Here is a 19,267-nt window from a genome sequence, read left to right as displayed (position 1 = left end):
TATTGATAGCTGAGCGACCATTATGACAAAGTTTGATGTCTAAGTTCACGTTTGTTGATTGCTGGATTTTCATCTTTGCAGGCTTACCGCTTCGCTGCGGAGCTCGCTATACAGATAACTGCTGAGTAAAAAGCCAAATAGCCAATAATGCAAAGACGATGGCCATAATTTTGTGTTGATAGCTTTGAATGTGGGTGTTGGTCAGCATCTGCTTACCAAGTTTACCTACGATCGCGACCAGTATGATATTAAACGCAAGGCCGAGTGCATTAAGTAGAAGGCCGAGCGTTAATAGCTGAGTGCTCGATGATGCTTGTATCTGCTGTGAGATAAACTGCGGCAAGAATAAAACAAAAAAGAGTAACGCTTTAGGGTTGAGCAGGTTCGTCATCACGGCACGCTTATAGAGATAGCGCCCCATTTTTTGTTGATACTGTACCGCTTCGCTTTCAGCAGGTGATGCTCTCCACGTATCAATACTCATTTTGAGTAGATACGCTGCACCAACATACTGGAGAACCGTTAACGCAATCGGGGACATTGCAATCACGGCTGAAACGCCAGTGGCCGCTAATACGGTAAGAATCAGTCCAGAGGTAGCGTTGCCTAAACTCGCGGCAACACCGACCCGTCGACCATAGCTAAGACTCGCGCTAATAATCAATAACATATCTGGCCCGGGGACGAATAACAACGCGGCAACGGCTGTTAAGTAAACAGGAAGCAAATTAGGATCGATCATAAACGAAGAACACTTAACCAAATAAAGTGCGGCATTTTACCTTCTATCTAGGCATTATCAATAATGATTAAACATTAGGCTGGTGGTTTATAAGGATAAGCTTGGTCAGCTACGCGAAAAATACGCATAAAAATGCCCCCAGGTAGGAGGCATTTTCAAACTCACAATGTGTTGCTGCTAGGTTATGCAGCACGCACTGTCGGTTTTGGTGCGGGCTTTTCAATAAAGCAAGCGTGTAATGCACAGATAGCGGCATGGTAATACTTATCAAGGACAACGTATTGCACATCCACATCGCGCATTGAAGAGTGAGCCGCTTTAGGGTTGATCTCCGCATCAAGTAGCGCAAGCATCCCTTTACTCATTGTTTGGTTTGAGTCGATACGGCTGCCGATAACAGAAATCAGTGCGACCATTTCACCGGTAATCTTCGCTTTTGGATATAGCTTTTCAACCCGATTGATGACCTTATCTTGGCTCGCGGTCTTACCATCTAAGTAGTAAGTAATGGAGTTAGCGTTCATCTCTTTACTGATTAGCTGAACGTTCTCTTCACGAATGATTTCCATCACGTCGTAACTGACTTGATCACAATGTCCGACCATTGATTGGTCAAAAATGTGTAGCGCAAGCACTTTGTCACGGCCAGCAATGATTTCGATCTCATTGTCCTTTGGACGGTATTTGTGAGAGATCACCGTACCAGCATGCTCAGGTTCAAAGGTATTTTTAACGACCAGTTCAATACCTACAGCGCGCATGCCAGAGGCCGCGTTAGGATGAATCGCTTCCATACCAAGGTTTGCCAGTTGGTCAGCCACATCGTAGTTGCTGAGGCCCATTGGCTGTACACGTTCAGGGCCGACAATACGGGGGTCTGCACTGCTCAAATGGTATTCTTTATGAATCACGGCGCTGCTTGCTTTGGTCAGCACTGCAATTCGGCTAAAGGTCATTTCACTGTAGCCGCGGTCGTAGGTCTTCATCAGACCTTCATCACAGTAGACGTAGCCGGTAACGATGGGCAGCTCATTGCTGAAATCAATGTCGTCCATCGCATTGGCGATGACTGTATTGAGATCACCTTTACCTTCATCCGGATTGTCCCAGCCAGACAGGTCGACAAATCGTGAGTTGATGCCAACACTTTCGAGGAGCAGCGTCGAGTTGTGTGCACTATGTGCTTCACCAATTGATGACAGGAACTCACGGACTTGCGGCAAATAGCTTTCCAGAGAAAACTGCCCATAGTTACAGGTTTCGAGTATGCCTTCGATACAGCTATGCGCTTTTTCCATTCGCTGGCGAATAAAATTATCGGCACGCTCACGAAAAACAGGGTCAGGGAACATGTTGCTATTAATCAATAGCATACGCTGTTCTAGCTCATCCATCGCATCGCGCCATTTTGGGTTGTTCGCGGCGAGTAAGCGATAAATGCCTGGTTTACCCGAACGCTTACACTCCAGCAATGCATCCGTGATGCCAGCGTAAGCAGAAACAACAAAAATTCGGTTATATGGGTTTGACGGGTACAAAAAGATGTTATCCATGACAGCGTCATAGGCTGACATCGACGTACCGCCGATCTTTTCAACGGTATGATTCATGTGAGCTCCTTGTGGGCTTTATGAACAAAAAGGTCGATTGGGTTTACAGGGGCAGCATCCCGCTGCCCCTTGACGGTTAATCGACTAATGGATAAACACCGTTTTCATCGTGTGTCTCTTTCCCTGTGATGGGCGGGTTGAACACACAGGCCATGACCATATCAACACCTTTATTTGCGCGTAGCTGGTGCTCGTCATGTTTATCTAGAATATACAGCGTGCCGGGCTTGATTGGATAAACCTTGCCATCGTCAGTTGTTTCAATCTCACCCTCACCAGACATGCAATAGACTGATTCTAGATGATTTTGATAATGGATATGCGTGTCTGTGTTCGCATAAATGGTGGTGATATGGAATGAAAATCCCATGTTATCATCACGTAGCAACATGCGTACGCTTTCCCAATTTTCTGCGACCACGCGGCGATCACTGTTTTGACATTCTTCTAATGTGCGGACAATCATGATTGTTCCTTATTATTTGTCTATTCGTTATGTCTTTATGATGCTTTTTTGAGCTTCTCTTTCTTGTACTGCTCAACGGACTTAACGAAAATTTGTAAGCCTTTCTCCATTTCAGCTTCACTGACGGTCAGCGGAGAGAAGAATTTAATCACTTCGTCTTCTGGGCCGGCTGTTTCGATGATCATGCCATTATCAAAGCACAAGCTGGTTATGTCGTCGGCAATATCACCGTTCTTACAGGCAATACCCTGCATCAATCCTCGTCCTTTGATGATCTCAAATAAGTCGCTATTTTTAGCAAGCATATCTTGCAGGACTTTGTTGAGCTGATCCGCACGCGCTTGAATATGGGTTTGGAACTGATCATCTAGCCAATAGGTTTCGATGGCTTCGGCAGCGGTCACAAAGGCATGGTTGTTACCACGGAATGTACCGTTATGCTCACCCGGTGCCCATTGATCTAGCTCAGGTTTGAGTAGAACGACTGCCATAGGTAAGCCGTAACCACCAATTGATTTGGACAAGGTCACAATATCAGGGTTGATGCCTGAAGGCTCAAAGCTAAAGAAAGTCCCCGTACGCCCACAACCTGCTTGAATATCATCGACAATCACCAGGATATCGTGTGCTTTACAGATAGTTTGTAAGCGTTGTAACCATTCATTAGATGCGGCATTTAAGCCACCTTCACCTTGAACGACCTCAAGTAATACAGCGGCAGGTTTATCACCACCGGTTAAACCGCTTGAAGCGTCATTAAGCATCGTCTCAAACAAGGTGAGACCATCAACGTTCGCATAGCCGTCATACGGAATACGCGTGACTGAATTATTGACTGGAATACCGCCGCCACCACGATGGTGATGGTTACCTGTCACCGCGAGTGCACCATAAGTACAACCGTGGAAGCCATTAGTAAAAGAAACAATGTTTGAACGCCCAGTTACTTTGCGAGCTAGCTTCATTGCCGCTTCCACAGCGTTGGTACCAGTAGGGCCTGTGAATTGGAACTTGTAGTCCAAACCACGTGGGGCCAAGATGTGATTTTTAAATACTTCGAGAAAGCGTGCTTTCGCCTCTGTATACATGTCTAGGCCGTGTGTAATGCCGTCTTTCTCGATATACTCGATCAGCGCTTTTTTCAGCGTCGGATTATTGTGTCCATAGTTCAGTGAACCAGCGCCGGCTAGAAAATCAAGGTAGCGCTTACCGTCTACGTCAGTCATCCAACAGCCTTTTGCGCTCTCAAATACAACGGGAAAGTTGTTGGCATAACATTGAACATTTGATTCCTGCGACTTAAAGATATCCATAACTCATCCTGTTATTTTTTGAGTGGAATTCGGAAAAGGTATTCGGTGTCGTGCTCACCGTTGAAATGCTCTTGTTCATCAAGGAACACCGAGCGTTGACCACCAGAGCCATAGAGGCGGTCTACCTTTTTAAACAGCGCCCAAGAACCGGCGTTGTCTTCTGTGATTGTGGTTTCGATGAAGTGAACGTTTTGCGCGACTTTGCGAGCCAGTAGCGCCTCAATCATCGATAGGGCAAGCCCCTCACCACGTGCTTTTGGCGACACCGCAACTTGCCAGACGAAAAAGGTATCTGGCTGCTCAGGGCGGATATAACCGGAGATGAAGCCCTGCACATCGCCTTCTCGCTCTGCAACAACACACGTTTCTTTAAAATGCGTCGCCTGTAAAAAATTACAGTAAGCGGAGTTCACGTCCAGCGGCGGGCATTGCGTGATTAGTCGATAAATGTTGCCACCATCGCTGATGGCAGGCTTACGAAACACGAACTGCGTGTTAGATTTTGTCTGTTTACGGTCGAGTACTTCAGAATCCAGCACTGCCGTATCTGTCGTTTTTGATCGCCACATAATGTTTTGTGCTCTAACGAATTCGTTTTATATAATAGGCGATTGATTTGGTTTATCAACCCCGATTTTTTGTGTTTGGCCTGTCAATAATAATTAAGATGTTGATTTATAATAATATTTATATTGTTAAATTTTTTATTAAAGTAAGTGTTTCGAGGCGTAACATTTACTGGCCTAAAGGTGTGGGCAGGTTCCCAATCGATACGATGGCATGCTAAACAGACTGCTTTGGCTGTCTAGTGGATGGTAAGTTGCGGAAGTAGGGCAGACTCACAGCGCTGAGCAAGGCTGTGAGTCGGGACGCAAGTATTAAAGACCTTGTACCAGGAAGTCGCGATATTTCGTGTCTTCGTGAACCACGTGATGAATCCACCAATAGCGTAGAAATTTAAAAAACTCGGAGCGATAGAGCGTGGGATCGGCCTGGCACTGAAGCAGTACATATTGAGCCTGTCGCGCTAGGCGTTGATGGATGGCTGCATGCTCTTTGTATTTGGGGTAGGCGCGTGCTTCAAGAATGTCTTCTTCTAGCAGAAAGTGCGAAGCGATGTAGTCACGGAAACGTTGAGCTAAGGCATCGAAGTCAGCTTTGTCATCATCATCGTGATGGTAAGCAATGGCCTCGTAGGTATCGTTGATAATAGCCAACAATTGCTTATTGCTGTTATCCAATTCTTGATGACCGACTGTGTACTTCTCTTGCCAGCGTATAAATTTGCGATCTTTGGGCTCACTAGAGGGTTGCGGTGATGCCTTTACATCTCCTAGTGTATCAGGCGCTATCGGCGTCTCTTCTACAGGTTCGGTGATGCATTCGATTTGCTGTTGTTCTTCTTCCGTAAACACAACCGCACCATTGTGCTCGAACTCTGTCGATTTGGCCGGGTCAGACTGGTACATCTCGAAATAGAACTGTGGGGGTTTTTTCGCCTTGGTATGTTTGGACAGTTGCTTGACACGATTTTCAAGGTCTTGCTTTTTAACAGGTTTTATCATGAACGCGTCAACATCAAAGCGGATACACTCGCTGATCACGGCTTTAGAAGCGTTTGCGGTCAGAATAATGATGGGTGTGTCGTGGCGTAGATGATAGCGGCCACTTCGCATGAGACGCAACATTTCTAAACCATCGATAGGATCCATTTGTAAATCGGTAATGATAAGGCTCGGCTCGTCATGATAGGCGCGAGATATCGCCTCGGCGCCGTCTGCTGCGGTGATCACTGATTTAATACCGAGTGCCTGTGCCATTAATCCAATCGTGTCTCGGATCATCTCATGATCGTCGACAATCAAGCACGGAGATAGCATACGTCCTCCTGACAATATGATGTACTCACAGCCTAGTGGATAGCAACAAGAGCGTCTACTCGCATAGGGGCTGAATGCGATATCAATGTAGCTTAGTGTAATAACTTTAAATGACAGGTATAAAAAAAGGCGCTCTGATGAGCGCCTTTCTTCTTAAATTTGGTTTGGCTTACAGGCGAACGACGTTCGCAGCCTGTGGGCCTTTTTGACCTTGCTCGATATCGAACTCAACCTGCTGGCCTTCTGCTAGTGTGCGGAAGCCTTCACCAACGATAGCACGGAAGTGAACGAATACGTCTGGACCGTTCTCTTGCTGGATAAAACCGAAACCTTTTTCTTCGTTAAACCACTTAACGGAACCATTAGCTTTGGACATGGTGTCTCCTGAATATATTAACTAGGTGTTGCAGTGACGCGAGTGCCGTTAATCGACTCTATGGGCAAATGTAGCGAATATCTTCAGGACAACTAACTTTCCAGCCTAACGGTGGGGTGTTTCGATGTATCTATATTCAATTGCTGCATAAATTTCCGATTATTAAAGCTTAAAAACAGCTTCAACAGGACTACGCGTTGTTTGCGCGTTAGTTTGCTCATTTTCTGACACTCTATGTCAAGGTGTCAACGGTAATGAGCACCGCCAACCAACACGGTTGAACAGGTCTAAGAGTACACCCAAAAAAAGATAAGGTAAAATCCTTTTTCCAATGATATGGCCATCGTTGCGACAGGCTTTTACAAAAGTGGGATCACGCTCAGAGAGTCATGTCGTTCAATCGAGATAAAAAGAGGGGAAAAAGCGATCTGAGTGAGACGAGTGTCAAATTTACCATCGTTATCTGTCTTTCTACACTGACATTGGCGTATGCTTAAACTTCAGGCATGCAAGCGTTGTCGTCATGTCTGAGCCATTGTCACCCTCTATCAGCGTCGTGTTAGCGACAGTCATAGGATCCCTTAATGGATAACGTTTTTTTTGAAATATCGAGTTTTATTGGCGTATGGATAGTACTGGCGATCTTAGTGATTGTCGTACTGCGCAGTGCCATTACGTTTGTGCCACAAAATACTGCCTATGTGGTTGAAAGGTTTGGTAAGTACTATAAAACGATGGAAGCGGGGCTCAACGTCATTGTTCCCTTTATCGACCGTGTGGCGTATACACGGACTTTGAAAGAACAAGCGTATGATGTGCCTAGTCAGTCTGCGATTACGCGTGACAACATTTCGTTGGGTGTGGACGGTGTACTTTATATCAAAGTGCTTGATCCCTTTAAAGCCTGCTATGGCGTGAATGATTATGTCTATTCCGTCACGCAACTTGCGCAAACCACCATGCGTAGTGAAGTAGGTAAAATGGAGCTGGATAAAACGTTTGAAGAACGTGAAAGCTTGAACATTGCCATTGTCTCGGCCATCAACGAAGCGGCTCAGCCTTGGGGTGTACAAGTGCTTCGTTACGAGATAAAAGATATTGATCCTCCACGGTCGGTGCTCGAAGCAATGGAGCGTCAGATGAAGGCCGAACGTGAGAAACGTGCCGTGATCCTTGAGTCTGAAGGGGCTCGTCAATCAGATATTAACGTGGCAGAGGGTCAGAAGCAGTCACGGGTTTTAGCGGCAGAAGCGGAAAAAGCGGAACAAATTCTGAATGCGGAGGGTGAAGCGCAAGCCATTCTAGCCGTCGCTCAAGCTCAAGCCGAAGCGCTTGAAATTGTCGGGACACGAGCTATCACCGAAGAAGGTCAAAAAGCGATTCAGCTTGATTTAGCAGAGAAAGCAATTCGCGCTAAACAAGCAATTGCCAAAGAGTCATCGGTCGTCTTGTTGCCTGATTCGGGTACGGGAGCTGCGAACGTGGTTGCAGAAGCGATGACCATCATTGAATCGCTTAACAAAACAAAAAGTAGTTAGGGTAAATACGTGAGTCACTATCTTGCAGAGTTAACTATTATCATTGGTTTACTGTTGTTAGCCGCTGAAGTTTGGCTGCTCGGTTTGTCAACAATTGTCTTATTAGCTACCGGTTGTGCTGCGGTTTTAGTTGGGTTACTGGCCATGATCGGGGTCTTGCCCGAAACCGTGACCGCATTGTTTAGTGGTACTGGCATCGGCGCAGGATTACTTACCTTAGCGCTGTGGCGACCGCTTAAACGGTTACAGCATAAAGAACGTAGTCCGGACAATCGTCATAGCGACTTTATTGGACTGACCTTCGTCCTGACTTCACCATTAAGTCGCGAACAACTGTCGTCGGCCAAGTACTCTGGAGTGACATGGCAATTGCAACTTAGTGCTAACGCAGGGGATATTGTCCTGCAGCCTGGTGAGCAAGTGAAAGTGATCGGTGTGGATGTGGGCCGGTTTACTGTTGAGCCCGTTTTATCATCAACTGAGGGTGAAGCAGAAAATTGAGGATTAAAATCGGACGCGCTGAAACGTAAGCGCAGCGTCAATAAAGCGTGACCATAACAAACAAAAAGCTCGGGAAATCTCCCGAGCCTTTTTATGCTTATTGCTTAACTAAACGTGGCTTAGGCTTGCTTTAGTTGCTTTTTCAATTTTTTCAGCTTGCCTTCTTGTTTCGCAACTTTTGCTTTGGTTTTCTTGATCGATTTTTTCAGATCTTTCTTTGATACTTTCGCCATGATTTTCTCTCCTTAAGTATAGATTGCCGAAGCGTTTGCCACTGCAATACAGCTTCAATGCTGTGGTCGGGTGCCGGCAAGTTGCACCGTAAACTGGATGTTATGATTCTTTTTTTGTTTCGTGGTCTTTTAAAAATTGTTTGATAAACCGTCTGACTTCTCGAGCCGCTGAGGTATCAAGCTCGTCACATGTTTGCAGAAACGCATCACGTTGATCACTATTGATTCGTATCAGTAATTGACTGTCTTTTTTGACTTTTTCTTTTTTTGCCATGTCTTTTAGCCTATCGATCAGATATACAATGTATATACACTTACATTGTGTTTCCAGTCAAATAGATAAAAATGTGATCTGTTTAGTGTTCGAACCAAAATGCGGAGTGGATAGTCATCAACCTAAACACGCTTCGCTAACCGCGCTGGCTTAGCGTTTAGCGCGATGACATATCGTTGAATCGATAGGTAGAAAATTACAGTATGGACGTCTAAATGTCTTTACTGCTTGCGGCGAAACGCTTAGGCTAGAGATGTGGGTAACATAGGATGAGTGAGCCATGGAAAAGAAACAGAATCGTACGCAGCTAATCCATGCTGGACGCCAAAAAGGCTATACCTTAGGCGGGGTTAATCCAGTCGTACAGCGCGCTTCTTCAATCATTTTTGATTCATYAGCAGAAAAGAAACACGCGGTTGCAAATCGTCACCAACAAACGCTGTTTTATGGCCGACGAGGTACGACTACTCACTTCTCGCTGCAAGACGCAATGACAGAGCTTGAGCAGGGAACAGGTTGTGCGTTATTTCCGTGTGGCGCGGCGGCGATTGCTAACAGTATTCTCGCATTTGTTAAAACGGGCGATCACATACTGGTATCGGGTTCGGCGTATGAGCCTACTCAGGACTTTTGTGAGAAAATACTGGCCGACATGCAGATCGAGACCGAGTATTTTGACCCACTTGAAGGTGACGAGATTAGTCATCGTATCAAGCCGAATACACGTATCGTGTTCTTAGAGTCACCCGGATCGTACACCATGGAAGTGCACGATACGCCAGCCATTGTGCGAGCGGTTCGCAATCGCGCCCCAGATGCTGTGATCATGATGGATAATACGTGGGCGGCAGGTCGCTTATACCAGCCGTTAACACAGGGTGTCGATATTTCTATTCAGTCTGGCACCAAGTACATTATTGGTCATTCAGATAATATGCTAGGCACCGCCGTCGCCAATGCGCGCTGTTGGCCAACGCTGAGAGAGCGTGCCTACTTGATGGGACAAACCGTTGATCCTGACACTGCCTACCAGGCGGCGCGAGGACTGAGAACGCTCGATGTACGGCTAGCGCAACATCAAGAAAATGCGTTACATGTTGCCAACTGGCTGAATGAGCAGGCTGAAGTGGCGAAAGTGCTTCATCCCGCATTCACTGATTGTCCGGGGCATCGCTATTTTGCCCGTGATTTTAGTGGCAGTAACGGACTGTTCTCATTCGTTTTTAAGGAACGTTTGTCCGATACGCAATTAGAAGCATTCTGCGACTCTATGAAGTATTTTAGCATGGCTTATTCATGGGGAGGTTACGAGTCTTTGTTACTTGCCAATCAACCCGAACAGCTTAATCGGATCCGGCCCGTGGCTAAAGTAAGTTTCAGTGGGACACTCGTTAGACTGCATATTGGTCTCGAACAGGTGGAGGATTTAATCGCTGATCTTGCCGCTGGTTTTGAACGAGTGAATAAGACGTAATCATATCTATTTTCGAAACACCTAGCTCCCGGACAACAGGGCGCTAGGTGATCACGATTCGCTATTTCGCCGTCACGTCTGAAACTGATCGGTCAGCTGGGTTAATGCGCTCGATTGATGGCTAAGCTGACCGCTTACATCACTGGTTGTATCGATAGCATCGGTCAGTGACTGACTGCCATGTTTGAGAGCGCGACGTTGCTCAGTAAGGTGTGCAATTTCTTTGTGTTGAGAATCGAGGGCTGCTTCAACTTCAGCGCTGAGTTGCTCCAGCCCTTGGAAAGTAGTGTGCATTTCACCAAGATAACTTTGTAGTCGGATGCTTGCTTGCTGGTTATCTGCACTGGCCGATTGTGTTTCTGATAATAGATGACTGGCGGTATCGACTTGACCAAGTAAGTCATTGATCCATTCTCGAATATCTCCTGTCGATTGTGCTGTGCGCTGAGATAGATTTCTCACTTCATCCGCGACAACCGCAAATCCACGGCCATGCTCCCCTGCACGTGCCGCTTCTATGGCAGCGTTGAGCGCGAGAAGGTTAGTTTGCTCTGCTATACCTTCAATCACATCCATAACACCGGCAATTTGGTTGCTCGTTTGTTTTAGCGTTGCCATGGTATTTGATACATTTTCAACCACCTTGACGCTGTGCGTTATTGAGGCTTCAGTAGCACGCATTTGGGTCTGAATCTCATCGTTGTCTTGGGATACTTTGCCGATATACTCGCGGGTATCATGAATAGCACTCGCGATTTCCGTGGTTGCGCTTTCCATAACGGTAAGCGATTGCGCGACATCGTTAACGTTTTGCCGTGTTTGCTGATTAATCGTCGCCACTTGCGTGCTTTGTTGGTCTAAGGTATCTGACTGTTGATCAAGCGCTGATGTTCGCGATTGTATATCGGTAACAAAGTGACTGAACTTATCGAGCAAGTTATTTGATGCGCGAGCGACGGCACTGACTTCGTCGTGATACTTGTCAGACAGACGTATTGAAAGATCGGAGCGATTATCAATATCCGTCAGCGAGGTCGCGATATCGTCCAAGCGTACAATGACGGTTTTGCGAAGCCAGGTCATTAAAATAAGTGCAAGGATCAAAGTGGCACCGCTACCGGCATACACAAAATTGGACTGCTGATGCAAGAAGAGGATCAATCCTGAAGCAGATGCCTTAGCATTATCCTGACGCTCTATTAGTTTTTCGCTAATCACTGATAGCATAGGATCAACGGCTGGGTAGAGATCGAAATCCACAAGGCGGCCTGCGTCATAAAAACTTTTACTTTCGACCGTTTTAGCGAGCTTATTAAGGTATTGATCAAACTTCTTTTTTTTATCTTTTTGTTCAGAACGCCAGTTTGAGAGAGAAGGATACTGGGACAACGCCTGCCAGCTTTGCTGATAGCGTTTATGGAGCTTTTCAAACTCAGGCGTAATTTCATTCCAAAACAACACTTGGGCTTTGATCTTTTGTGACAGATTCACTAAGTCTCGGTGATCACGCTCAAGCGCGAGTAATGCCCAGACTTCGGGGAGTTGTTGATTCACATATTCGGCTGAAGCATCCGCTGAGCGAGATGATATCCAAAGCKCGAGACTACCTAATCCTAAGGTCGACGCGATGAAGAGGGTAAAGGCGATCAATAATCGCTGACGTACACTCATATAACTTCCTACCAACTGCGAGTCCTGATATGCGCAGCAGGTTAGGGAGAAAGTGTTTCAATAAAATGACACTTGTCTCACTGTTATGATGACGAGAAGAGATACCTTTTCATTGGAGTGAAAATAATGCGCCCCAATAGGTAGGGCGCATTGATATAATTAGCTCGCTTTTTGGGGCGGGTTTGTGGATAACGTTTCGGTCGCGCTTTTTCCTGTTTCGCTGAGAATGTTGGCAACAGTCTGTCGTGAGAGATGCCCGATAAGCTCTCCATGATCGTCGAAGACGGGCAGTGGCCATTTCGACTCCAAGGTGTCTGGAATCACACTCTCGAGCAAAGAATCTTGATCAATCGCGGGAACATCCTCAAGTAAGCTAGCCTCGATATGGCCACTTGGATCTTTGTCACTCAGCGTTTTTTGGCTCAAGGTACCTTGGTAACCCTCCTCGGTAATGTAGTAGCCATAATTAACTTTTTGATGGCGCATCTGCTGAATGGCATCACCAATTGTGGTCGCACTGATACGACAGATTTGTGGCTGCATCACGGTTTCAACGGTTAGGGCTCGAGCACGGTTGACGTCTTTAACAAATGCTTCGACATAGTCGTCTGCTGGTTGAAGTAGAATATCAACCGGCTCACCCACTTGTACCAGCTTACCGTCCCGTAAAATGGCAATACGATCACCAAGACGTAACGCTTCGTCGAGATCATGGGTAATAAAGATAATCGTTTTATGCAGCTTTTCTTGTAGCTCAATGAGTTGGTCTTGCATCTCACTGCGAATGAGCGGATCCAGTGCAGAAAACGCTTCGTCCATCAATAGGATCTCCGCATCCGTACACAAGGCCCGTGCTAAACCGACGCGTTGCTGTTGCCCACCGGATAACTGGGCAGGGTATTGGTCAGCATAGCCCTCTAAGCCAACCGTAGAGAGCCACTGTTGAGCCTTTTCATCTCGCAGTGCTTTGGCTTCTCCTTGAATGCGAAGACCAAAACCGACGTTTTCTTTGACAGTACGGTGAGGAAGCAAGCCGAATCGCTGGAAAACCATCGACATTTTATGACGACGAAATTGCTGCAACTCTTTTTGTGAGTACTGCATTATATCCGTGCCATCAATGCGAATTTCACCTTCTGTCGGATCGATCAAACGATTGAAATGGCGAATCAGTGTTGATTTTCCTGAGCCAGATAAGCCCATGATGACGAACACTTCACCGCGCCGAATAGACAGATTGATGTCACTAAGTCCGATAGTATGTCCTGTTTCTTGTAGCAATGCGTCTTTGCTTTTACCTGCTTTAACATCGGGCATGAGCTTACGCGGATGGTTGCCAAACACTTTGTAAAGACCGTGAATTTCGATCAAGGTGTTCTGCTCGGAATCAGTCATGATCACCTCCCTTTAAGTGCTGCTGTGATCGCTTGGCATAGCTTTGCGAGACGCGATCGAAAATAATAGCAATCACGACAATCGCGAGGCCATTGAGCAGGCCCAAGGTGAAATATTGGTTAGTGATCGATTTAAGAACGGGTTGACCCAAGCCAGAAACACCGATCATCGAGGCGATCACGACCATGGCGAGTGCCATCATAATCGTTTGATTAATGCCGGCCATAATGGTGGGCATTGCCAGTGGTAGCTGAATCTGAAAAAGGCGCTGAACGCCATTGGCGCCATACGCAGTCGCTGCTTCAAGCACATCTTTATCGACCAGTCTAATCCCAAGGTTCGTTAAGCGGATGACCGGTGGAATGGCGTATATCACGACGGCAATGACCCCCGGAATTTTACCAATGCCCAGTAACATCACGACAGGAATTAAATAGACGAAAGCGGGCATGGTCTGCATGATATCAAGGAGTGGTGTAACCACCGCTTGGGTCCGATTGGACTTCGCCATCGCAATCCCGATAGGTACACCGACACCTATCGCGACAAGCGTACAGACCAAAATGATACTCATGGTGCTCATGGTATCTTCCCACATCCCTAAGTAAGCAATCAGAGTGAAAGAAACAACCACAGCCGCAGGGAGCTTCCAAGAGCGACTGGCGAGATACGCGATACCGGCAAGTACGGCAATCACCAGCCACCAAGGTGTGGCAAGGAGTAAGTCTTCGAACCAAACAAGAAAGTGGAGGAGGGGGTCAAAAAAGGCTTCGATACCTTCGCCATATTCGCGAGAAAAATTCCGATAGGCACCATCCAGTGTTTGTCGGATGGTGAGCAGATCGCGCCTGCTCATTTCTGGCACATCCGTTAGCCATGAAGTCGCCATTGTTATTATTCCTATACTGCTAAAAGAAATTCCGCACAGTGGCAATACTGTGCGGGTTATTGAGTTACAACGCGTCTTTTACCTTGCTCGCCACATCATTTGGCACCCACTGGGTCCAAATGTCTTCATGATTAATTAAGAAATTGATCATCGCGTATTCACCGTCAGCCTGGTTATCTTCCATCCATGCCAGTAATCCATTCATCTGGTCGTTGGTAAAACCACGATTTTCTATATAGGCCATGGCCTCGGGAGCTCGTTTAGCAAAGCGTTCTGTCACGACAGTCTCAACATCAGCGGCTGGATACATTGTTGCTTTCGACGTTATGCACTCGTCAGATGTAATACATGACTTATAGTGCTCGACATCCGTACCCGTTTCGAAATCGACTTTAACCATTTCATATTTGCCTAACACGGCCGTCGGTGCCCAGTAGTAACCAAACCAAGCTTCTTCGCGTTCATAAGCTTTGGCAATGGAGCCGGCTAAGCCAGCACCGGAGCCAGGGTCGACAATTTCAAAGCCACTGTCGGCGAGATCCAACGCTTTAAAATTATTTTCCGAGGTAATTTGGCAGCTCCATCCCGCGGGACATCCGTAAAAGGCTGCTTTTGACGGATCTTCGGGATGAGGGAAAAGATCGGCATTGGCTTTAACGCCCGAAATGGTTTTAAGTTCGGGGTGCTGATCGACCATGTATTTAGGGACCCAAAATCCCTCTTCGCCGCCTTCAACAAAGGCTTGTCCTGCATAGCGTATACGTCCTTCGTCAATACCTCGCTGAAGGCCTTCACGCATGGAGTTACTCCAAAACTCCGGTGCAATATCGGGCTCGCCTTTTTCTATCATGGATGTGCCGGTTGGCATGGTATCACCAGGTACGAGTTCAGCATCACAGCCGTAGCCATGCTCTAAAATAAACTGATCAATGTTGGCAATCAGGCTCGCTGAATTCCAGTTCATATCGGCAATCGTGACGTTGCCACACCCATGATCATCGGCACTGGCCGGGACTGCAGACAGCGTTAATAGGGCTGCAGAGAGTAGTCGTTTGTACATAGTGCTTCCTTTCTCTTTTATACATTCGTCATGAATAATATTAGACCACTAATGAAAATGTTAGCGCCTACTGTGCGATCTATATCTCATAAATACTGGATATTTTAGGAGTATACGTATTCAACCCCTAGATCTTCACGCCCATTACTTAGAGATCTATTTTCTTTCTACTTTATTAACGTTAAAAAAGATCGAAAGTCTGAACCGCCGGCTGCTTGTTGCCACTCAAACAACAAGGCTTCGACCAAAGTGATCCAGGCGCCATGTTGCTGCATCATTGCAATTCCGGTGTGGTAATGAGACGCGTCACAGGATGAGGTTGCATCCGTGACTAGGTGAACGTGATAGTGGGCTCTGAGTAGATCGCAGGCTGTTTGATAAACACAAATATGGGTTTCGATGCCACATAGGATGACTTGTTTACGGTTAAGATCATCGAGTCGTTTTTTAACATCGGGGTTTGCGTAAGCACTAAATGTCTGCTTGGCAATGGGCGTATCCGTTGGGATTAACTCAGCCAAACTCTCAGTGGTCGCGCCGAGCTTATCGGGCAGTTGCTCGACCCACACCACGGGCACATCAAAGTACTGACAGGCACGCATTAGTTGGGCCACCTTTTGGTGTAGTGCTTCGCTGCCTGTTACCTTTTGTGCCAGTTTGCCTTGTACATCAATCAACAAAACGACCGCATTCTCAGTATTGATCATTGTTTTATCCCCCTGTTTTATCACGCAAATAAGCATAGCACCTTCTCGCTATGGCGTTGTCTTTTTGAGCGCTAATACATTTTTCTTACTATTAAGATACTTGATGTCAACTAACATAACAGCTACTGTATCTTTACGTGAAGATACATAGAGAAAGGTTATGCATTATTTTATCGCTATTCTTGCCCCGATTTTTTGGGGCAGTACTTATTCAGCGGTTGCTCTGTTTCTGGGAGATCTTTCCCCTTATTGGATGGCAGTATGGCGAGCATTGCCAGCAGGCCTGTTAATGCTGATGATCAGTCGACGTGGTTTACCTTTAAGTTTGCCGAGAATGCTTGCTGTAAGCTTTTTTAATATCGCGGCTTTCTTTTTACTGCTTTTTATTGCCGCTTATCGGCTACCCGGTGCTATCGCTGGGACTTTAGGCGCGACCTTACCTTTGGTACTGATGCTGCTTCAGTGGTTAACAGAAGGGAAACGACCTCAGCCTAAACTACTTGGGCTGGCGATTTTAGGGCTTTTCGGCGTGGTATTATTATTGAATCCATCTTCCAATATCGATTGGATAGGGGCCGGTGCCATGTTACTTGCCACATTTTTTGTTGCTCAGTCGACATTATGGATGAAGCGCTGGGAAGCGAAAGATATTTTTGGATTAACCGCTTGGCAGTTAGTCCTTGGTGGCATCATGCTTATTCCTTTTGCTTGGCTCTTTGCGGGACCGCCACAGGCGATAACCATGGAGGCCGTACCAGGACTTGCTTGGGTTATTTTACTCAATACTGCTGTCGGTTACTGGGCCTATATTCGCTCGATCACTGTACTTGGCCCAAATCGTCAATCTATCATTATGTTTCTTAATCCGCTTACGGCGGTAACCCTTGGTGTACTGTGGATCAATGAAACGTTACAGCCGTTACAGTGGTTAGGTATTGCGATGATTTTAGCGTCATTGGTGTTGATGAAACTCACGGATAAACGAAAGAGTCAGTCGCCTAAACAAGCCGTTGCTGCCACACCTCGATAGTGGCGACGGAAAGCGAAACGAGAGTATGGATGTTAATACCGATAATGCACGGTCCAAGATACGTAGCTATAGGTGTCATCGGGAGCTTGCTTATAGTCTTTCGTGTGTACAACAACACTGATATCTGTGCCCCAGCGAGGCTGGTAAAATGCTAGCCCGGTAGCGGCACTTGCTTGCCAGTGGGTCATATCGATGTCGGCATTCTCTGGCGGTTTATCGCCATTGATGGTGACGTCATTGGCCCGATATCGGCCTTGCATCGCGGCATAAAAGAATGCGCCCTGTTCGCTTGCGTCGAACAAACGGCTGTCTAAATGGCGGCCTGGCTCGAAGCTAATGCCGCCAAAGGTATTAGCCAGATCAAGACCAATACGATAACTCAATCCTGTAGAGAGTTCGCTGCGGAAGTTACCGATATCGGCACGTCCAGTCACTCCCCATTCTTGGTTCTCGCTACGGTGCAGGAGCTGGTGGCGTTCATAAGCAAACTGCGCCACTGGCGTGTTTTCCACTTGGTAGTCCCATCCTTTTGGGTCGGGCGAGTCGATGAGGTCATGAACGTAAGATTGTCCTTCTTCAGTTTGCGATGCGGGGCCAACCATTCCGAGCATAAATGACCACTTATCGACCCGCTCTGATGTCTGCTGATAAATGCCAGGCTCGATAAAAATCAAACCGGCATAGGGACGTTCATTGGGATGGGGCGTTTCCCATTCAATATCGTTGGGCGTCCACATCATTTGTCCAACATCGATGCTCCAGCTTTGGCGTGCTTGTTCGTTAAGCGGTAGCTGTTGAGCAAACCAACGAATGGGCGTGACAGCGGTGGTGGTGACATCATCGGACCAATCCGCATGCCAGTGCGCATAAACACCACTGGTGTATTGATTATCAACGCCTAACGGACTGTCGTTTTCAATTGTTACACCGACCCCCGCGCTAAAAGCCGCTGTGGGTGCCAGCAGTAGTGTGGGAAACAATAAAATAGCGCCTGAGATCACGCGAGATGGTGTCATTCATATCCTCATTGAGTTGCATCTTTAATGCGAGGCTTTCAGTATGAGTAAAAAATTAGGCTGATACTAGATAAGATAAGTCAATATCTTGTGAAAGTGTTGTCATCCGCCAATCAACGATGAAAAGGAACCGTCAAGATGTCAGTGTTTGTAACCCCTGAATGGCTCGCTCAGCGCCTCGATACCGTCGTTCCTGTCGATGCTAGCTGGTTTATGCCAGATGTATCCCGAGATAGCTTCCAAGAGTGGCGCCAACGGCGTATTCCGGGTGCCGTTTACTTTGATTTCGATAATACAGTCAAAGATCAATCTTCCTCTTTACCTCATATGTTACCGGATGAAACGAGTTTTGCGCGACATATGGGAACGCTAGGTATTGCCTCGCAAGACACGTTAGTGGTCTATGACACGCAAGGCTTATTCTCTGCCGCTCGCGTGTGGTGGATGTGTAAAGTGATGGGCCATCGGGATGTATTTATTCTTGATGGCGGACTACCTGCTTGGATGGCATCAGAGGGGCTGATAGATAATACACCGCCTCAGCCGCGTGTCGAGGCAACTTACCACGCCGATTTTAAAGCGTATCGTTACATTGATGGCGACACGCTGGCCGAAAAGCTGGCCGCAATCAATGTGATTGATGTCCGTCCTGAAACACGATTTTATGCACAGGTGCCAGAGCCTCGAGAAGGTATACGAAGTGGTCATATGCCCGGCGCTATTAACCTACCTTTTAGCGAATTGACGGATCCGCGCGGTTTTGTGATCAGTTCAGACATCGCACGTAACATCGTTTTACCTCACCTCAGTGATACACGTTTGAACGTAGCAAGCTGTGGTTCAGGCGTGACGGCTTGTATCTTAGCCGCGGTGGCCGAGCACTATTTTGCTTATCCGCTTGCGGTGTATGACGGCTCTTGGACGGAGTGGGGTGGCCATCAATCTTGGCCTGTTGTCCGGGAAGATTAAAATCTATGCAAACGCGAAGGCGGTAAGTGGCAAGATTGACTTGATAGTGATCTATGTCACTATCTAGCCGAAGCGCTAATGATATATCGGTACATATAGTAATATTAAGTTACACATTAGGCG

The 19,267-nt window shown here is 46.8% G+C and carries 19 protein-coding genes; 5 read left to right on the top strand and 14 right to left on the bottom strand.

Translation table 11 applies throughout. The features are described 5' to 3' along the window. Positions 1-106 precede the first annotated feature (106 nt). From BZG76_RS11250 to cspE, 7 genes are all read right to left on the bottom strand, one after another. Positions 107-742 carry a LysE family translocator gene (locus BZG76_RS11250; protein ID WP_021024029.1) on the bottom strand — a complete coding sequence of 212 codons (636 nt, stop codon included), beginning with the start codon at positions 740-742 and terminating at the stop codon, positions 107-109. A 182-nt stretch (positions 743-924) separates the two neighbouring features. After that, positions 925-2,352: an aspartate kinase gene (locus BZG76_RS11245; RefSeq protein WP_021024030.1), complete on the bottom strand. Its 1,428-nt coding sequence runs from the start codon at positions 2,350-2,352 to the stop codon at positions 925-927. A 76-nt stretch (positions 2,353-2,428) separates the two neighbouring features. Continuing rightward, the gene (locus BZG76_RS11240) at positions 2,429-2,818 is read right to left on the bottom strand and encodes an ectoine synthase (protein WP_021024031.1); all 390 of its coding nucleotides are present in this window, start codon (positions 2,816-2,818) and stop codon (positions 2,429-2,431) included. Positions 2,819-2,853: 35 nt separating this feature from the next. Then, complete coding sequence (gene ectB / locus BZG76_RS11235; RefSeq protein WP_021024032.1) at positions 2,854-4,131, bottom strand: diaminobutyrate--2-oxoglutarate transaminase; 1,278 nt, start codon at positions 4,129-4,131, stop codon at positions 2,854-2,856. Between the two features lie 11 nt (positions 4,132-4,142). Further along, positions 4,143-4,700: a diaminobutyrate acetyltransferase gene (gene ectA / locus BZG76_RS11230; protein WP_077461416.1), complete on the bottom strand. Its 558-nt coding sequence runs from the start codon at positions 4,698-4,700 to the stop codon at positions 4,143-4,145. Between the two features lie 309 nt (positions 4,701-5,009). Beyond that, positions 5,010-6,011 (bottom strand): bacteriohemerythrin, encoded by a 1,002-nt coding sequence (locus BZG76_RS11225; RefSeq protein WP_077461415.1) that lies wholly within the window; start codon positions 6,009-6,011, stop codon positions 5,010-5,012. A 169-nt stretch (positions 6,012-6,180) separates the two neighbouring features. Then, positions 6,181-6,387, bottom strand: coding sequence for a transcription antiterminator/RNA stability regulator CspE (gene cspE, locus BZG76_RS11220; protein WP_025744354.1), 207 nt, complete (start codon positions 6,385-6,387; stop codon positions 6,181-6,183). A gap of 584 nt (positions 6,388-6,971) precedes the next feature. On the opposite strand from cspE, the gene BZG76_RS11215 reads away from it, so the two are divergent. Both BZG76_RS11215 and BZG76_RS11210 read left to right on the top strand, forming a co-directional pair. Then, positions 6,972-7,925: a slipin family protein gene (locus BZG76_RS11215; RefSeq protein ID WP_021024036.1), complete on the top strand. Its 954-nt coding sequence runs from the start codon at positions 6,972-6,974 to the stop codon at positions 7,923-7,925. Between the two features lie 9 nt (positions 7,926-7,934). After that, positions 7,935-8,426 carry an NfeD family protein gene (locus BZG76_RS11210; RefSeq protein WP_077461414.1) on the top strand — a complete coding sequence of 164 codons (492 nt, stop codon included), beginning with the start codon at positions 7,935-7,937 and terminating at the stop codon, positions 8,424-8,426. Between the two features lie 333 nt (positions 8,427-8,759). On the opposite strand, the gene BZG76_RS15450 is transcribed toward BZG76_RS11210, so the two are convergent. Then, a complete protein-coding gene (locus BZG76_RS15450; protein ID WP_198532340.1) occupies positions 8,760-8,933 on the bottom strand; it encodes a hypothetical protein in 174 nt (57 codons plus the stop codon). A gap of 280 nt (positions 8,934-9,213) precedes the next feature. Between BZG76_RS15450 and metC the strand changes: the two genes are divergently transcribed. After that, a complete protein-coding gene (gene metC, locus BZG76_RS11205; protein ID WP_077461413.1) occupies positions 9,214-10,407 on the top strand; it encodes a cystathionine beta-lyase in 1,194 nt (397 codons plus the stop codon). A 72-nt stretch (positions 10,408-10,479) separates the two neighbouring features. Here metC and BZG76_RS11200 read toward each other — a convergent pair whose 3' ends face one another. The 5 genes from BZG76_RS11200 to BZG76_RS11180 form a co-directional block, all read right to left on the bottom strand. Next, entirely contained in the window at positions 10,480-12,078 is a 1,599-nt protein-coding gene (locus BZG76_RS11200; RefSeq protein ID WP_077461412.1) for a methyl-accepting chemotaxis protein, read from the bottom strand. A 159-nt stretch (positions 12,079-12,237) separates the two neighbouring features. Continuing rightward, the gene (locus BZG76_RS11195; RefSeq protein ID WP_077461411.1) at positions 12,238-13,473 is read right to left on the bottom strand and encodes a quaternary amine ABC transporter ATP-binding protein; all 1,236 of its coding nucleotides are present in this window, start codon (positions 13,471-13,473) and stop codon (positions 12,238-12,240) included. After that, the gene (locus BZG76_RS11190; RefSeq protein WP_025744837.1) at positions 13,466-14,362 is read right to left on the bottom strand and encodes an ABC transporter permease; all 897 of its coding nucleotides are present in this window, start codon (positions 14,360-14,362) and stop codon (positions 13,466-13,468) included. The genes BZG76_RS11195 and BZG76_RS11190 overlap by 8 nt, the downstream gene beginning before the upstream one ends. A 64-nt stretch (positions 14,363-14,426) precedes the next feature. Beyond that, on the bottom strand, positions 14,427-15,422 hold the full coding sequence (locus tag BZG76_RS11185; RefSeq protein WP_025744836.1) for an ABC transporter substrate-binding protein: 996 nt from the start codon (positions 15,420-15,422) through the stop codon (positions 14,427-14,429). Positions 15,423-15,589: 167 nt separating this feature from the next. After that, a complete protein-coding gene (locus BZG76_RS11180; protein WP_077461456.1) occupies positions 15,590-16,129 on the bottom strand; it encodes an isochorismatase family protein in 540 nt (179 codons plus the stop codon). 160 nt (positions 16,130-16,289) lie between these two features. Between BZG76_RS11180 and BZG76_RS11175 the strand changes: the two genes are divergently transcribed. Further along, positions 16,290-17,159: a DMT family transporter gene (locus BZG76_RS11175; RefSeq protein ID WP_077461410.1), complete on the top strand. Its 870-nt coding sequence runs from the start codon at positions 16,290-16,292 to the stop codon at positions 17,157-17,159. Positions 17,160-17,191: 32 nt separating this feature from the next. Here BZG76_RS11175 and BZG76_RS11170 read toward each other — a convergent pair whose 3' ends face one another. After that, complete coding sequence (locus BZG76_RS11170) at positions 17,192-18,175, bottom strand: lipid A deacylase LpxR family protein (RefSeq protein ID WP_077461409.1); 984 nt, start codon at positions 18,173-18,175, stop codon at positions 17,192-17,194. A 138-nt stretch (positions 18,176-18,313) separates the two neighbouring features. On the opposite strand from BZG76_RS11170, the gene BZG76_RS11165 reads away from it, so the two are divergent. Continuing rightward, positions 18,314-19,144, top strand: a complete 831-nt coding sequence (locus BZG76_RS11165) for a sulfurtransferase (protein ID WP_077461408.1) — start codon at positions 18,314-18,316, stop codon at positions 19,142-19,144. The last annotated feature ends 123 nt before the right edge of the window (positions 19,145-19,267 follow it).

Source organism: Salinivibrio sp. AR647 (assembly GCF_001995415.1).
Classification (GTDB): domain Bacteria; phylum Pseudomonadota; class Gammaproteobacteria; order Enterobacterales; family Vibrionaceae; genus Salinivibrio; species Salinivibrio costicola.
Note: the sequence above shows the minus strand (reverse complement) of the source record. Positions and strands in the feature narration are given on the sequence as shown.

Coding starts and splice junctions, on each gene's coding strand:
- BZG76_RS11225 (WP_077461415.1), bottom strand. CDS start 6,011: ATGCTATCTCCGTGCTTGATTGTCGACGATCATGAGATGATCCGAGAC.
- BZG76_RS11180 (WP_077461456.1), bottom strand. CDS start 16,129: ATGATCAATACTGAGAATGCGGTCGTTTTGTTGATTGATGTACAAGGC.
- BZG76_RS11195 (WP_077461411.1), bottom strand. CDS start 13,473: ATGACTGATTCCGAGCAGAACACCTTGATCGAAATTCACGGTCTTTAC.
- BZG76_RS11250 (WP_021024029.1), bottom strand. CDS start 742: ATGATCGATCCTAATTTGCTTCCTGTTTACTTAACAGCCGTTGCCGCG.
- BZG76_RS11245 (WP_021024030.1), bottom strand. CDS start 2,352: ATGAATCATACCGTTGAAAAGATCGGCGGTACGTCGATGTCAGCCTAT.
- BZG76_RS11215 (WP_021024036.1), top strand. CDS start 6,972: ATGGATAACGTTTTTTTTGAAATATCGAGTTTTATTGGCGTATGGATA.
- ectB (WP_021024032.1), bottom strand. CDS start 4,131: ATGGATATCTTTAAGTCGCAGGAATCAAATGTTCAATGTTATGCCAAC.
- ectA (WP_077461416.1), bottom strand. CDS start 4,700: ATGTGGCGATCAAAAACGACAGATACGGCAGTGCTGGATTCTGAAGTA.
- cspE (WP_025744354.1), bottom strand. CDS start 6,387: ATGTCCAAAGCTAATGGTTCCGTTAAGTGGTTTAACGAAGAAAAAGGT.
- BZG76_RS11165 (WP_077461408.1), top strand. CDS start 18,314: ATGTCAGTGTTTGTAACCCCTGAATGGCTCGCTCAGCGCCTCGATACC.
- BZG76_RS11240 (WP_021024031.1), bottom strand. CDS start 2,818: ATGATTGTCCGCACATTAGAAGAATGTCAAAACAGTGATCGCCGCGTG.
- BZG76_RS11185 (WP_025744836.1), bottom strand. CDS start 15,422: ATGTACAAACGACTACTCTCTGCAGCCCTATTAACGCTGTCTGCAGTC.
- BZG76_RS11190 (WP_025744837.1), bottom strand. CDS start 14,362: ATGGCGACTTCATGGCTAACGGATGTGCCAGAAATGAGCAGGCGCGAT.
- BZG76_RS11170 (WP_077461409.1), bottom strand. CDS start 18,175: ATGACACCATCTCGCGTGATCTCAGGCGCTATTTTATTGTTTCCCACA.
- BZG76_RS11175 (WP_077461410.1), top strand. CDS start 16,290: ATGCATTATTTTATCGCTATTCTTGCCCCGATTTTTTGGGGCAGTACT.
- BZG76_RS15450 (WP_198532340.1), bottom strand. CDS start 8,933: ATGGCAAAAAAAGAAAAAGTCAAAAAAGACAGTCAATTACTGATACGA.